General features: G+C 63.5%; 11 protein-coding genes. 2 read left to right on the top strand and 9 right to left on the bottom strand.

Annotated elements, in window-relative coordinates:
- Positions 1 to 21 precede the first annotated feature (21 nt).
- Entirely contained in the window at positions 22 to 1,185 is a 1,164-nt protein-coding gene (locus J2T21_RS13260) for an acyl-CoA dehydrogenase family protein (RefSeq protein WP_307581795.1), read from the bottom strand.
- Positions 1,186 to 1,465: 280 nt separating this feature from the next.
- Between J2T21_RS13260 and J2T21_RS13255 the strand changes: the two genes are divergently transcribed.
- Together J2T21_RS13255 and J2T21_RS13250 are read left to right on the top strand one after the other, a co-directional pair.
- The gene (locus J2T21_RS13255) at positions 1,466 to 2,080 is read left to right on the top strand and encodes a TetR/AcrR family transcriptional regulator (RefSeq protein WP_307581794.1); all 615 of its coding nucleotides are present in this window, start codon (positions 1,466 to 1,468) and stop codon (positions 2,078 to 2,080) included.
- 37 nt (positions 2,081 to 2,117) lie between these two features.
- Positions 2,118 to 2,582 (top strand): GNAT family N-acetyltransferase, encoded by a 465-nt coding sequence (locus J2T21_RS13250; RefSeq protein WP_307581793.1) that lies wholly within the window; start codon positions 2,118 to 2,120, stop codon positions 2,580 to 2,582.
- A 96-nt stretch (positions 2,583 to 2,678) separates the two neighbouring features.
- On the opposite strand, the gene J2T21_RS13245 is transcribed toward J2T21_RS13250, so the two are convergent.
- From J2T21_RS13245 to J2T21_RS13210, 8 genes are all read right to left on the bottom strand, one after another.
- Positions 2,679 to 4,382, bottom strand: a complete 1,704-nt coding sequence (locus tag J2T21_RS13245) for an ABC transporter ATP-binding protein (RefSeq protein ID WP_307581792.1) — start codon at positions 4,380 to 4,382, stop codon at positions 2,679 to 2,681.
- Complete coding sequence (locus J2T21_RS13240; RefSeq protein WP_373457932.1) at positions 4,379 to 5,467, bottom strand: ABC transporter permease; 1,089 nt, start codon at positions 5,465 to 5,467, stop codon at positions 4,379 to 4,381. Before J2T21_RS13240 ends, J2T21_RS13245 begins: the two co-directional genes overlap by 4 nt.
- Positions 5,464 to 6,981, bottom strand: a complete 1,518-nt coding sequence (locus J2T21_RS13235) for an ABC transporter permease (protein WP_307581791.1) — start codon at positions 6,979 to 6,981, stop codon at positions 5,464 to 5,466. Before J2T21_RS13235 ends, J2T21_RS13240 begins: the two co-directional genes overlap by 4 nt.
- A gap of 117 nt (positions 6,982 to 7,098) precedes the next feature.
- Positions 7,099 to 8,907, bottom strand: coding sequence for an ABC transporter family substrate-binding protein (locus tag J2T21_RS13230; RefSeq protein ID WP_307581790.1), 1,809 nt, complete (start codon positions 8,905 to 8,907; stop codon positions 7,099 to 7,101).
- A gap of 450 nt (positions 8,908 to 9,357) precedes the next feature.
- Positions 9,358 to 11,058 (bottom strand): dipeptide ABC transporter ATP-binding protein, encoded by a 1,701-nt coding sequence (locus J2T21_RS13225; RefSeq protein ID WP_307581789.1) that lies wholly within the window; start codon positions 11,056 to 11,058, stop codon positions 9,358 to 9,360.
- A 4-nt stretch (positions 11,059 to 11,062) separates the two neighbouring features.
- Positions 11,063 to 12,049, bottom strand: coding sequence for an ABC transporter permease (locus J2T21_RS13220; protein ID WP_307581900.1), 987 nt, complete (start codon positions 12,047 to 12,049; stop codon positions 11,063 to 11,065).
- Between the two features lie 19 nt (positions 12,050 to 12,068).
- Positions 12,069 to 12,995, bottom strand: a complete 927-nt coding sequence (locus J2T21_RS13215) for an ABC transporter permease (protein ID WP_307581788.1) — start codon at positions 12,993 to 12,995, stop codon at positions 12,069 to 12,071.
- A 169-nt stretch (positions 12,996 to 13,164) separates the two neighbouring features.
- Positions 13,165 to 14,805, bottom strand: a complete 1,641-nt coding sequence (locus J2T21_RS13210; RefSeq protein WP_307581786.1) for a peptide ABC transporter substrate-binding protein — start codon at positions 14,803 to 14,805, stop codon at positions 13,165 to 13,167.
- Between the last annotated feature and the right edge of the window lie 7 nt (positions 14,806 to 14,812).

Genomic DNA, 14,812 nt, shown 5'->3' with positions numbered 1-14,812 from the left:
CCCGTGCGCCCCGGACCCGCCTCAGAGTCCCAGGGACCGGGCGATCAGCAGCAGTTGGACCTCGGTGGTTCCCTCGCCGATTTCCAGGATCTTCGAGTCCCGGTAGTGCCTGGCCACCAGGGACTCGTTCATGAATCCGTAGCCGCCGAAGATCTGCGTGGCATCGCGGGCGTTGTCCATGGCCGCTTCCCCGGCCACCAGCTTGGCGATCGCGGCCTCGGTCTTGAAATCCTGGCCCGCAAGCATCTTGGCCGCCGCCGCATAGTAGGTGAGCCGCGAGGTGTGCACCCGGGCGGCCATGCGGGCGATCTTGAAGGAGATGCCCTGGTTCGATCCGATGGGCTTCCCGAAAGTGGTCCGGGTCTTGGCATAGGCGGTGGCCTCGTCCAGGCAGCCCTGGGCGGCCCCGGTGCCCAGCGCCGCAATGGCGATGCGCCCCTCGTCGAGGATGGACAGGAAGTTCGCGTAGCCGCGCCCGCGTTCCCCCAGCAGGTTCTCCTCGGGGACCTGCGCGTCATCGAACCGCAGCGGGTGGGTGTCCGAGGCGCGCCAGCCGACCTTGTCGTAAGCCTTCTCCACGGTGTAGCCGGGGGTGTCGCGCGGGACCAAGATGGTGGAGATTTCCTTGGCTGTGGTTCCGTCGGATTTCCGCCGGGTCCCGGTGACGGCGGTGACGGTGACCAGGGTAGAGATGTCGGTGCCGGAGTTGGTGATGAATTCCTTGGAGCCGTTGATCGTCCAGGTGCCGTCCGCCAGGGCCGCGGTGGTCGCGGTGCCGCCGGCATCGGAGCCCGCCCCGGATTCGGTCAGGCCGAACCCGGCCAGCTCGGACCCGGAGCACAGTGCCGGGAGCCAGCGTTCCTTCTGCGCCTCGGTCCCGAAGCGGTGGATCGGCATGGCACCGAGGCTCACCCCGGCCTCCAGGGTGATCGCGACCGACTGGTCAACCCGCGCCAGTTCCTCGATGGCCAGGGACAGGGCGAAGTAGTCTCCGCCCATCCCGCCGTATTCCTCGGAAAACGGCAGCCCGAACAGGCCCATCTGGCCCATCTGGGCCATGACGTCGTAGGGGAAGGAATGGGCTGCGTCGTGCTTGGCCGACACCGGGGCGACGACCTCGGTGGCGAACTCGCGCACCGTCTTGGCCAGTTCCTTGTAGTCCTCGTTGAGTTCCAGGTTGATCATCTTCCCCGGTGCCCCTTTCGCTGGTAGGCATGGATGCGGGATTGCCGGTTGTCCGTCCGGAACCGCGTGTTGCGGGTGCCGGCCGGCCGGTCCTGCGGGCCCGTCCGGTCCGCGATTGCGGGCCGCTTGGGCTTTGTCCGGTGACCACGTATTGTTAGTGATCATTAACTGAGTTCGAGGCTAGTGGCGTACGGCACACTTGTCCAGTGTCCCAGGAGCACCAAGAACCGCCCGGCATTCGCCGGCTTGCGGGACCTTGGCAGGAAGGAGCGGTGAAGAGTTGAAGGCAAACGGCAAGGACCTGGCCGCGACCGACCGCGACCGCGCCAAGGCACAGCGACGCGAAGACCTTTTGGCCGAGGCCACCCGGCTCTTTGCCATCCACGGCTATGCCGGGGTGTCGCTCGAGGACCTCGGGGCGGCCTGCGGAATCAGCGGCCCGGCGGTCTACCGGCACTTCTCCGGCAAACCCGCTGTCCTCATCGCCCTGCTGGTGGGCGTCAGCGAGGACATGCTTGAGGGCGGCCGGAAGGTCACCGCGGCCGGAGGAGGCGCCGAGGCCATCCTGAGGCGGCTGATCGCCTTCCACACCGATTTCGCCCTGGCCCGACCCGACATCATCCAGGTCCAGGACCGCCACCTGGTGACACTGCCGGCCGCGGAGCTGCAGTTGGTGCGCAAGCTCCAGCGCTCCTACATCGCCCTGTGGACCGACCAACTGCACCAGATCCACCCCGAGGAAACCAACGCCGTGATCCGCTTCCGCGCCCACGCGGCCTTCGGCTTGCTGAACTCCACCGCACATTCGGCGCACTCCCCGCGCACTTCCAAGGCGGGCTTGCGCAAACTGCTGAACCAGATGGCGGCATCCGCCTTGTTCACCCGGGTAGGCTAGGACATAGACGACCATCACAACTAGAGAGGCAGTGACCGTGCATCTACGGCCTTTGCAGCCCGAAGACCTGGATCAGTTCTTCGAACACCAGCAGGACCCCGAAGCCAACCTCATGGCCGCCTTCACCGCCCGGAACCCGGCCGACCGCGGGGTTTTCAACCACCACTGGGGATTGATCACCAGCGACCCCAAGGTCATCGTGCGCACCATCGAGCACAACGGCGAGGTTGCCGGCTCCATCCTGGTGTTCGAGAACGAAGCGATCCCGGAGATCAGCTTCTGGACGGCAAGCCGCTTCTGGGGCCAGGGCATCACCACCTCCGCCGTGGATGCGTTCCTGGCCGAGTACACGACCCGGCCCTTGCGCGCCCGCGTCCCGCAGGACAACATCGGCTCCATCAAGGTCCTGGAACGACGTGGTTTCAAGGTCATTGACGAGGCAGCCGATTTCTCCAACGCCCGCGCCGCGGTCGTGAAGGAATTCATCATGGAGCTTGCCTAGGCTCCCGAAGTTTCATTCCAAGCCCCGCCTCGCGGGCACGGCAAAGGCCGGGAAACCAAGTTGCTTGGTTTCCCGGCCTTTGTCGTGTGCCGGATATCAGCTGTCCGGGTTTTCCAGTTCCATCAGCAGGCGGCGTGCCTCGCGGCGCACCGCCTGTTCCCGCGGCTCGGGCACCGGGGCGGCGGCCAGCAGCCGGCGGGTGTAGTCGTGCTGCGGGGCGTGCAGCACGTCCGAGACCCGCCCCTGCTCGACCGACTTGCCGTCCTTCATGACCACCACGCTGTGCGCCAGCAGGTCCACCACGGCCAGGTCGTGGCTGACGAACAGGCAAGCGAACGCATAGCGTTCCTGCAGCTCCTGGATCATTTCCAGCACCGCGGCCTGCACCGAGACATCCAGCGCACTGGTCGGCTCGTCGGCGATCAGCAGTTCCGGGTCAAGGGTCAGCGCCCGGGCGATGCAGATGCGCTGGCGCTGGCCGCCGGAGAGCTCGTGCGGGTAGCGGTTGATCACGGTGCGCGGCAGGTGCACCGCGTCGAGCAATTCCTGGGCACGCTTGATCCGCTCGCCCCGGTTGCCGACCTTGTGCACCACCATCGGCTCGGTGATGCAGTCGCCGATCGGGAAGCGCGGGTTCAGCGACGCGGCGGGGTCCTGGAAGATGACCCCGATCTTGGCACGGATCGCTCGGGCGGCCTTCGGCCGCAGCGCGGCTAGGTTGGTGCCCTGGACCGCCAGCACTCCGGAGGCCACCGGCAACAACCCGAGAACAGCCTTGGCAACGGTCGACTTGCCGGATCCCGATTCGCCCACGATGCCCAGGATCTCCCCGCGGGCCAGCTCGAAGGAAACATCGTCCACGGCACGGAACTTGGAGCCGCGCATGTCGTATTCGAGCACCAGGTTCCTGGCCTCGAGCACCAGCTTGCGCTCCGGGTCCAGCACGTCCGCCGGCTCCGGTTCCCAGGTTCCGGTGACGTCCACGGCCTCGAGCCGCGGCACGGAGGCCAGCAGCTTCTGCGTGTAGGGGTGCTCGGGGTGGTTGAGCACCTGGTCCACGGTGCCGGTTTCCACCAGCGAGCCGCGGAACATCACCGCGACGCGGTCGGCCAGGTCGGCGACCACGCCCATGTTGTGGGTGATCAGCAGGATGCCGGTGTTCAGCTTGTCCTTCAGCTCGCGCAGCAAATCGAGGATCTCGGCCTGCACCGTCACGTCCAGCGCCGTGGTCGGCTCGTCGGCGATGATGACCTTCGGGTCGCAGGAGATCGCCATGGCGATCACGATGCGCTGGCGCTGGCCACCGGAGAACTGGTGCGGGTACTGCTTGATGCGCTTGGCCGGGTCGGGGATGCCGACCATTTCCAAGAGCTCGATGGCGCGTGCCGTGGCATCCTTGCCATAGGCCAGGCCGTGCAGTTCCAGGGACTCGGTGAGCTGGCGTTCGATGGTGAGCACCGGGTTCAGTGCCGTCATCGGTTCCTGGAAGACCATGGCGATGTCCGTGGCACGCATCTTGCGCATCCTGGATTCGGCCAGGCCCACCACGTTGACTCCGCCAACCGTGGCCTTGCCGGTGATGTAGGCGTTGGGCGGCAGCAGTCCGATGGCCGCGGTGGAGGTCACGGACTTGCCGGAACCCGACTCGCCCACCAGGGCCACGACCTCCCCGGGGTACACCTCCAGGGACAGGCCCTTGACCGCGTGCACGTCGGCGAATTCGGTCTCAAAGGAAACGGAAAGGTTCTGGAAGCTCAGGGCCGTGGCGGTCTCGCCGTCATGCGCCGTGGGGATGCTCATTCGGATACCTCTTCCTTCTTGGTGCGGCGCCTTGTCTTCTTGGTCTGGCGCGGGTCAAACGCGTCGCGCAGCCCGTCACCGAGGAAGTTCACGCTCAGCGCGATGGTCACGATGATCATGCCCGGCCACCAGAAGAGCCAGGGCCTGTTGGTGAAGGCGTTCTGGTATTGGCTGATCAACAAGCCCAATGAGGATTCGGGCGCCCTGACACCGAAGCCCAGGAAGGACAACGAGGTCTCCAAAAGGATCGCCCCGGCGATTGCGAAGGTCGCGTTGACCACGATCACCCCGATGGTGTTGGGCAGCAGGTGCTTGAAGATCACCCGGGAAGTCCTTGAGCCCATGGCCTGGGCCGCGGCGACGTATTCGCGTTCGCGCAGCGACAGGATCTCCCCGCGCACCAGCCGGGCCAGGCCCGTCCAGGTCACCAGTCCCAACACCAGGGCCAGCGCGAAGATGGAGTTGCCCAACTTGGCTCCGGCCATCTGGCCCAGCACGGCGGCCAGCACCAGCAGCGGGATGACGATGAACAGGTCGGTCACGCGCATCAGCACTTCGTCGACCCAGCCACGGAAGTATCCGGCCAGGGCACCGACGATGGCGCCGATGAACGTGGCCACGGCACCGACGGTCACCGCAATGATGATGGATTTCTGCGTCCCGCGCATCACCAGTGCGAAATAGTCCTTGCCGGTGTTGTCCTGGCCAAACGGGTGCTCGCCGATCGAGAATCCGGGGCCGCCAAGCCAGGCAGGCCACAGGCTGAACGTGGGAGCACCACCGTTGATGACGGTGCCGGACATCATGTAGTTCTTGCCCCACCAGCCGGGGATCCCGGCGAAACCGATGGAGCTGAAGGCCATGAGCGTAATGAACACCAAGATCACCGTGGAGATCATCGCGGCCTTGTGGTTGAAGAAGCGCCGGCGGACCAGCTGGCCCTGGGACCTGGACTCGCCTTGCTTGCGGGCGAGCTCCGCATCCTCGACCTCGACCAGGGAGACGAGTTGCTGCTCGCCGGGTTCGATATCGGATTTCATGTTGCTGGGACCTCGCAGTTCCTCGTTGTCCTTGACCCCGCTCATACCCGGATCCTCGGGTCAAGCAGTGCGTAGAAGATGTCGGCCAGCATGTTGAACAGCACGGCCGCGGTCCCGGTGATCAGGAAGAAGGCCATCACTGGTGCCGGGTCGATGCTTCGGAGGCCGACGATGAACATGTCTCCCATTCCCTTCCAACCGAACACGGACTCGGTGATCACCGCTCCGCCGATCAGGCCGGCGAAGTCGAAGGCCGCAATGGTGGCGATCGGGATCAGCGCGTTGCGGAAGGCGTGGCGGAAGATCACGGTGCGCTCGGAAAGGCCCTTGGAGCGGGCCGTGCGGATGTAGTCCTGCTGCCCGACTTCCAGCATTGAGGCACGCGTGTACCTGGAGTATGAGGCCAGGGAGATGACCGCCAACAGGATGGTTGGCAGCAAGAGCTGCGCACCACGGTCCAGGAAGATCTCCCAGAAGTCACCGGTGAAGTTCGGGGTCTGCGAACCGATGGTGCCGATAGGCCGCGGCTTCAGGGCCAGGAATCCCGGCCAAGCGCGGAAAATGTGGTCAACGACCGTCAGGCCGGCAAAGACCAAGCCGGTGACGGCGCTGACTGTTGCGGCGACTTTGCGCTGGCGCCCGCCCATGAAGTGGCCGATGGCGCCGGGGATGAGCACGGCCAGGATGGCGCCGATGATCAGGATCCAGGTGTTCGGTTCACTGAGCAGCGAGAAGGTCGCGTAGTACATGACCAGGCCCAGACCGACGGTGATCAGTGCCGGGTAGAGCACATGCTTGTTGCGCACGCCCACGCTCATGGCCGTGGCGCTCAGGGCGACGGCCAGGGACAAGACGACGATGGCGGCAGGGCCCAGCTGCGGATAGCGGAAGAAGTTCAGCCACAGCAGGTACGGGATCACCACGGCGACAAAGGCCGCCGAGACGGCGAAGGTGATGAGGCGCCGGCGCATGTTTCCGGCCAGGAAGACCTGCATGAGGAAGCCGAAGAGCAGCGCCACGATGATGATTTGTGTGGTGGAGAAGGCAGGGTCCTTCATCCAGTCGTTGTAGCCGATGGCCATGTATTCCTTGAGCATCACCGCGGCCCAGAAAACCGGCAGCGAGAAGAACAAGAAGGTCAGGAAGGTGACTCCGTAGTCAAGGCCCGAATACTGGCGGATGGCGGTCAGCACGCCGATGGCGATGCCGACCACTGCAGCCAACACGGTAGCCAAGACAACCAGGCGCAGTGTGGAGGTGGCGGCCGAGGCCAATATGCCCGAAACCTCAATGCCCTGGATATTGGTGCCCAGGTCGCATTTGAGTGCAAAGCATCCGCCCACGCCCACCAGCCAGGTCCAATACCGCTGGTACCAGGGCATGTCCAAGTTCATGTAATCGCTGCGTTGCTGCATCAGGTAGTCGCGGTTGTCGGCGATGGACTCGCGCAGGTCCCACAGGGGGTCCCCGGAGTTGATCACCAGCACGTACAGCAGGAGGGACGCGGCAAAGAGGATGCCAATCGAGGCTCCAAGCCTCTTGAGAATAAATTTCAGCACTGCGGGTTCTAACCTTTCCGTCTTGGCCCGCCCTTGGAAGTGGTGCTAACAAGGGCGTGTGGGGCCCGGCTGAATTGCCGGACCCCACACTAAGACGCTGATATTGCCGGTGGGCAATTATTCAGCGCGGACCCACTGCTCGGCGTTCCAGACGATCTGCGACTGGGTGGCGGTGTGGCGCACGTTCTTGATGTCAGCCGAGGAGGCGGACAGACCCGGGTGTGCGAACACCGGGATGCCGAACAGGTCATCCCACAGCAGCTTCTCGATGTTCTTGGTCTCGGTCAGGTGCACGGCCGGATCCATCGAGGTTGCCAGGCGCTCCCACGCGGCGTCGACGTCCTTGTTGGAGTACTGGCCGTAGTTCTGCGGCTTGCCCGAGGCGTAGATGTTCTGGCCCGAGGTGATCTGGCCGGAACCGGCCCAGGCGAACAGGGCCACGTCGTAGTCGCCGCGTTCCTGGGTGCCGCCGGGTGCGAAGAACTTCGGGTCGCCGGCGTCGACGACTTCGAAGCCTGCCTGGTCGCAGGAGGACTTAATCATGGCGACTTCGTCGGTGCGGCGCGGGTTGGGTGCCGAGTAGCCGATGCGCACCTTGGTGCCCACGGCGTCCTGCTCCTCAAGGATCTTCTTGGCGCCGGCGATGTCTACGGCGTCGTAGCGTCCGTCATAGGACGCACCCACGACCTCGTCATAGGAGTCCTGGAACGGGAAGACCTCGCGTGCGTTGAGCACCTTGGCCTCCGGGTTCAGCGGCACGATCAGGTTGTCAACGATTTCCTGGCGCGGAACGCACATCGCGAATGCCTGGCGCAGTTCCAGGGAATCCTTGAAGGCGGCCTTGTCGCGGAAGTTGAAGTCCAGGTGCTCCCAGGTCATGGTGTCACCCTGCTGGATGTTCACCGCGTCGCCGAGAGCCTTGAGCTGTGCCAGGGTGTCAACCGTCGGCTGCGGGTTGATGACGTCGAGATCCTTGTTCTGCAGGGCCTGGACCATCGCTCCGTCGTCGACGAACCGGAAGGTCAGCGTCTTGGTGGCGGGCGGAGTGCCGTAGTAGTTCTCGTTGGCCTCCAGGGTCACCGACTGCCCGGCTGCCCAGCTCTTGAGCTTGTACGGTCCCGAGGACGGGATCAGCTCGGCGTCCGGAAGGGTTCCAGGCTTCGTGGTCCAGCCGGTGTTCCAGAACTCGGCGGCCTTCGTGAGCGCCTCGGCGTCGCCGGCGCGAGCCGCGTCAACGAACTCCGCCGTGGACATCCCGCCTTGCTTGGCGACGATATGTGCGGGGGTATCGATCCAGGTCTGGATCTGCCAGTCCGGGTCGGGGTTCTTGAAGGTGACGGTGAATTCCTTGGAATCCGCGGCGCCCTCGGGGCCCTTGGGGACGGTGTCTCCCAGGTCGGCGGAGACCGAGTCGAAGAGCTGCTTGCCCTTGGCGTTCTTCAGGTTGGCGTTCTGGAAGGACCAGGCCAGGACGGCGTCGGCCGTGGTGATCTGGGTTCCGTCGGACCACTTGGCATCCGGGTTGATCGTGTACTTGATGGTCAGCGGATCGTCGCTGACCTTCTCGTAGGTGACCATGTCGTCGTTCGCGTAGATCTTGCCGTCGGTGCCGAAGTAGGAGAACCCTGAGAGCACGCGCTCGGTGATGGCCGAGTTGTAGGTGGAGTAGGTCTGTGGGGTGTAAGAGTTGTAGCCGATGAATTCGGGGGCACCTACAGTGACCTTGATTTCATCGTCCTTGGTCGTGACCTCGCCAAGATCGGCGCGACCCGAGTTCGCCGGTTCGACGGTGTTGGTTCCGCTGCCGGATGCCGACGTCGTTGCCGATTCGCTGGGGGCGTTTCCGCCACCCGGCGCGCACGCAGTCAGTGCCAGTGCGAGCGCAGCACCAACTGCAACAGCCTTGGAAATACGCTGAACACGCATTTCTCCTCCTAATTAGCTTGAGCTTCATGTAACCGAGCTTTCGCTCGAATGCGGTCCATGCAGTGTGCGATGCCCCACAATCTAGAACCATAGCCGCGATTCCTCCGGTTGGATATAAAAACACCGCTTCATATTTGGCGTGTCATTCGGGTGACGGCGTGGTGACCGACGCCACCCCGGGGGCGCCCGCAAACGTGATGGACGCTACAGCCGCGAAAACTCAAGGATCTGCTTCACATTGAACTTCGCCAATTACTACTCGCAAGTAGGCTCGGCTGACGTGGCTGGATTTATAACAGTTTGGAAACATCGCCCAACATGACGTTCGACCCGGCACTGATTGCCTTCCAATAAATCATTTGTGATAAGCAAGTGGAGGGGCAAGCCTTTTGCCATCCCCCTCCACTTACTTCATCTCAATTCGCAATTGTCATTGAGATCGGATCTTTCCTAAAGCATCAACGTGGCTCCGGGAATCGCCCGAAGCAGGTTCTTGGTGTACTCGCTCTGGGGGTTGTTGAAGACCTCGTCGGTCGTGGAATGCTCCACGATCCGCCCATGCTCCATCACGCAAACATCGTCTGCAATCTGGCGCACCACCGCAAGGTCGTGAGTGATGAACAGGTACGTCAGGTTGAGCTCTTCCTGCAACTTGTTGAGCAGGTTAAGGATCTGTGCCTGCACCAACACATCCAGCGCGGATACCGCCTCGTCACAAATGATCACCTCGGGCTTGAGCGCCAACGCCCTGGCTATCGCAATGCGCTGGCGCTGCCCGCCGGAGAGCTCGTTGGGGAACCGGTGCATCGTGGAGGATGGCATCGAAACGTGCTCGAGCAGCTCCTTGACCCGGTTCTGCCGGGACTTGGCATCCCCGATGCCGTGGATCCGCAGCGGCTCCTCGATGGTGCGGTAGATGCTGTACATCGGGTCCAGCGACCCGTAGGGGTCCTGGAAGATCGGCTGCACGCGGCGGCGGAACTTGAACAACTGGTTCTCGGTGCGGTCGGTCATTACCTGTCCGTCGAAGGTGATGGTCCCACTGGTCGGCTTGAGCAGGCTCAAGACCATCTGTGCGACGGTGGATTTGCCCGAACCGGACTCCCCCACGATGGCCGTGGTGGTGCCGCGCTTGACCGAGAAGGACACGTTGTCCACCGCGGTGAAGTCGTCGCTTCGGCCCAGGCCCCTACGGATCTTGAAGACCTTGGTCAGGTCCTTGATCTGCAAGATGTCCTCGTCGGCGATCTCATGCTCGACCTTCACCACGGCGTTGATTTCCTCGGCGACCTCGGTCGGCTGGGATTGCAGGCGCTTCGAGGCCAGCGAAGGCGCCGCGGCGACGAGCCGCTGGGTGTAGGGGTGGACCGGGTTGCGCAGGATCTCCAGTGCCGGGCCGGATTCCACCACCTGCCCCTTGTACATCACCACGATCTTCTCGGCGCGCTCGGCCGCAAGACCAAGGTCGTGGGTGATCAGCACCACCGCGGTGCCCAGTTCGCTGGTCATGGTGTCCAGGTGGTCCAGGATCTGCTGCTGCACCGTCACGTCCAGGGCGCTGGTCGGTTCGTCGGCGATAAGCAGGCGCGGCCGGCAGGCCAGTCCGATGGCGATGAGCGCACGCTGGCGCATGCCGCCGGAGAACTCGTGCGGGTACTGCCCGGCACGCGTTGCGGCATCCGGAAGCCCCGCCTCGGCCAGGACCTGGGCGACACGTTCCTTGGAGTTGTTTCCCGCCAGGCCGTTGGCCTTCAGCGTCTCCTTGACCTGGAACCCGATCTTCCACACCGGGTTGAGGTTGGACATGGGGTCCTGCGGAACCATGCCGATGGAGCTGCCGCGCAGCGCGACGATCCTTGCCTCGGTGGGATGGGTGATGTCTTCGCCGTCAAAGATGATCTGCCCGCCGGTGACCTTGCCGTTGCCCGGCAGCAGCCCGATGGCGGCAAGCGCCGTGGTGGATTTGCCGGAACCCGACTCCCCCACGATCGCCACGGTTTCCCCGGGCATGACGGTCAGCCGGCCGTTGCGCACTGCATGGACGGGCCCCTCGGGGGTCGAGAAGGTGATGGCCAGGTCCCTGATTTCAAGCAGTGGACGGTCTTCGTCGGATGACCGATTCACGGATGGTCCCTTCAATAGTTGGCTCATGGTGCTATCCCTTGCGTGATTTCGGGTCGAGCGCATCGCGGACCGCATCGCCGAGCATGATGAAGCTCAACACCGTGATGGACAGCGCGAGTGCCGGCCACATCAGGATTGCCGGATTGTTGCGCACGGAGATCTGCGCGTCCGAGATATCGCGGCCCCAGCTCATGACCCCTTGCGGCAGGCCCAGGCCCAGGAACGAGAGCGTCGCCTCGGCGACGATGTAGATGCCCAGCGAAATCGTGGCGATCACGATGATCGGAGCCAGCGAGTTGGGCACCACGTGCTTGACCAGCGTCTTGAACTTGGACAGGCCCAGTGAGCGCGATGCCATGACGTAGTCCGAGTTCTTGGCTTCGATGACCGCACCGCGGGTGATGCGGGCCATCTGCGGCCAGCCGAATATCGCCAGGGTGATGACGACCGTCCAGATGGTCTTTGAATCCCTGAATGCCGGCAGCTGCATGATGATGATCGCACCAAGGATCAGCGGCAGGGCAAAGAAGATGTCGGTGAGGCGAGCCAGGATGGCGTCAAGCCAGCCGCCGTAGTAGCCGGCCAGCGCACCGAAGGTGCCGCCGATAATGAGCACCGCGATCGTCGTCAACAGGCCGACCAGCACCGAGGCTTGTGCGCCGTGGATGATGCGCGAGTAGATATCGCAGCCCTGGAAGGTGAATCCCAGTGGGTGACCCGGCGCAGGACCCTGGCGTGCAAAGGCCAAGTCACACACTGTCGGGCTGGTCCGCGAGAACAACCCGGGGAAGACCGCCACAAGGACCACCAGGATGATGAGCAGCGTGGAAATGATGAACAGCGGCTGGGTCCGCAGGGAACGCCAGGCCTGTGCCCACATGCTCAGCGGTTCGGCTGTCTCGTCGACCTTGTCCACGGACTGCAGCGGGGTTTCCGCCAGCGGGGCCACGTAGTGCTCGATGTGGCGGCTGGAGATCTTTCCGGCGCGTACCTTCGGTGCGGGTGCGACCGGTTCAATGATTTCGGGTGTTGGGTTCTCAGACAAGGCGGATCCTTGGGTCGAGCCACGCGTAGAGCAAATCAACGACGAGGTTGGCGATAACAAATACAAGCACAAGCACGCTGACGACGGCCACCACGGTGGCGCTCTCGCCCTTCAGGATGGCTTGGTACAACAGGTTGCCGATGCCGGGGACGTTGAAGATGCCCTCGGTGACGATCGCGCCGCCCATCAAGGAACCCAGGTCGGCGCCCAGGAAGGTGACCACGGGGATCAGTGAGTTGCGCAGGATGTGGACCACCACGACGCGACGGCGGCTCAGGCCCTTGGCCGTTGCCGTGCGCACGTAGTCGGCACTCTTGTTCTCGATGATCGAGGTGCGGGTCAGTCTCAGCACGTAGGCCAGGGACACAAGCCCCAGCACCACGGCCGGCAATATCAAATCCCCCCAGGGGGCGCCGGAACTGACCGTTGGCTTGGCCCAGGAAAGCTTCACGCCCACGACGAACTGGAGCACGAAGCCCAGCACGAAGGTGGGAACGGCGATGACCAGCAGCGAGGCGACCAGCACGGTCGAATCGAAGATCTTGCCCTTCTTCAGCCCTGCGAAGACGCCGAAGATGACACCGAAGACGGCTTCAATTGCCAGGGCCATCACGGCCAGGCGCGCGGTCACCGGCATGGCCCGGGCAATGACATCGGATACTGGCTGGCCGGAGAAGGTCTGGCCGAGGTCGAATGAGACCAGGTTCTTCAGGTACAGGAAGTACTGCACCCAGAAGGGTTGGTCCAAGTTGTACTGGGCACGCAGGGCGGCCTCGACGGCCGGGCTCATCGGCTTGCCGCCGGACAATGCCGCGATGGGGTCGCCCGGCGTGGCAAACACGAGGAAATAGACGAGCAGGGTGGCCCCGAAGAACACCGGGATCAGCTGCAGGATCCGTTTGAGGGTGAACGTGATCATGGAGCTGCCACCGTGGGTGTTGTGGTTGTGATCGAGTCGATCAAGGAACTACTCCTTGTAAGGAAGTTTTTGTGGGAGATGGGGAACGTTGGCTTGCGGTTCCACGCAAGTAAGGGGGACCCGGGTCGGGCCCCCCTTTCTCACGTGTCAGTTCAAGCGGTGGTCTGGGCTACTTGCCGGTGATGGCGTTGTAGATCGGAACACCGTTCCAACCGAACTTCACGTCGGTGACATTTTCGCTCCAACCACCCTGGACTGCCTGGTACCACAGGGGCACGACCGGCAGGTCCTTGAGGAGGATTTCCTGGGACTCGTTGAAGATCTTGTTGCCTTCCTCGACGGAGGTGGCGGCAAGACCGTCTGCCAGCTTCTGGTCGAACGCGGGGTTCGAATAGTCGCCGTCGTTGGATCCGGCACCGGTTCCGTACAGCGGGCCAAGGAAGTTGTACAGCGACGGGTAGTCGGCCTGCCAGCCGGCACGCGAGGCGCCGGTGAGCTTCTTCTCGCCGACCAGCGTACGCATTTCCTTGAACGTCGGAATCGGGTTCAGCTCGGCCTTGATTCCCAGGGTGTTGGAAATCTGGTTGGCCATGGCCGTGATGTATTCCTTGTTGCCCGCGCCATCGATGTTCGAGGTGATGGTGAAGACCTTGTCGGCCGGCCATGGATCGATCTTGTCGGCCTGGGCCCAGAGTTCCTTGGCCTTGTCGGCGTTGAAGGTCAGGACCTCGTTGCCCGGAAGGGAATCCGAGTAGCCGTCCAGGACCGGAGAGGTGAAGTCCTTGGCAACCTGCTTGGCACCGAAGAAGATGTTGTCGATGATCTGCTGGCGGTCGATCGCCATGGAGATCGCCTGGCGGCGCAGCTGGCCGGCCTCGCCCTTGAACTCCGGCAGGTAGCTCGGGATCGTCATGGTGGCGTTGCCCGCATAGGCCTGGTTGACCCAGCGGTCACCCAGGTCGGTCTTGTAGTTCTGCAGGGCGCTTGGCGGAACCTGGTCCAGCACGTCCAGGTTGTTGGCCAGCAGGTCGGTGTAGGCGGCATCGAAAGAGTTGTAGATCTTGAACGTCACGCCACCGTTGGCCGGCTTGCGTGGGCCGGAGTAGTCGGCGTTCGGCACGAGGTCGAGCTCGACGTTGTGCTTCCAGCCGTTCTCGGCCAGCTTGTACGGGCCGTTGCCTGCGGGGTTCTCGCCGAATGACTTCGGATCCTTGAAGGCGGCTTCCGGCAGCGGGTAGAAGGCGGTGTAGCCCAGGCGCAGCGGGAAGTCGGACTCCGGTCGGCTGAGTTCGACGGTGAAGGTGGTGTCGTCGACGACCTTCAGGCCTTCCATGGTGTCCAGGGTGGATTTCTCCGCGCTGACCTTGTCGTAGCCCTTGATGGATTCGAAGAAGTACGAGTTCAGCTGCGCGTTCTTGGCCGCGGCACCGAAGTTCCAGGCATCCACAAAGGACTTGGCCGTGACGGGCTCGCCGTTGGTGAACTTCTGGCCGGACTTGATCTTGATGGTGTAGTTCTTGGCGTCGGTGGTCTCGATCGACTCGGCCAGCTCGTTGACCGGCTTGCCGGTGGCGTCATAGCTGACCAAACCGGTGAAGATCAGGTCCATCACGCGTCCGCCACCAACTTCGTTGGTGTTTGCCGGCAGCAGTCCGTTCTGCGGTTCGGTCGAGTTCGCGGTGATGACTTTCGACGCGTCTCCACCGGAGCTTGCGCTGGGGTTTTCTCCGCCGCCGCCGCCACAGGCAGTCAGTGTCAGGGCCAGAGCTGCGGAAAGCACAAGTGCCTTCGAGGTGCGGTTGTAACGCATTCTTTCT

It is taken from the genome of Paeniglutamicibacter psychrophenolicus (assembly GCF_030812255.1).
GTDB classification, from domain to species: Bacteria; Actinomycetota; Actinomycetes; order Actinomycetales; family Micrococcaceae; genus Paeniglutamicibacter; species Paeniglutamicibacter psychrophenolicus_A.
Note: the sequence above shows the minus strand (reverse complement) of the source record. Positions and strands in the feature narration are given on the sequence as shown.

What these genes read in the sequence shown, in the direction of transcription:
- J2T21_RS13260 (WP_307581795.1), bottom strand. Translation starts at nt 1,185, where the DNA reads ATGATCAACCTGGAACTCAACGAGGACTACAAGGAACTGGCCAAGACG.
- J2T21_RS13245 (WP_307581792.1), bottom strand. Translation starts at nt 4,382, where the DNA reads ATGAGCATCCCCACGGCGCATGACGGCGAGACCGCCACGGCCCTGAGC.
- J2T21_RS13240 (WP_373457932.1), bottom strand. Translation starts at nt 5,467, where the DNA reads ATGAGCGGGGTCAAGGACAACGAGGAACTGCGAGGTCCCAGCAACATG.
- J2T21_RS13230 (WP_307581790.1), bottom strand. Translation starts at nt 8,907, where the DNA reads ATGCGTGTTCAGCGTATTTCCAAGGCTGTTGCAGTTGGTGCTGCGCTC.
- J2T21_RS13225 (WP_307581789.1), bottom strand. Translation starts at nt 11,058, where the DNA reads ATGAGCCAACTATTGAAGGGACCATCCGTGAATCGGTCATCCGACGAA.
- J2T21_RS13215 (WP_307581788.1), bottom strand. Translation starts at nt 12,995, where the DNA reads ATGATCACGTTCACCCTCAAACGGATCCTGCAGCTGATCCCGGTGTTC.
- J2T21_RS13210 (WP_307581786.1), bottom strand. Translation starts at nt 14,805, where the DNA reads ATGCGTTACAACCGCACCTCGAAGGCACTTGTGCTTTCCGCAGCTCTG.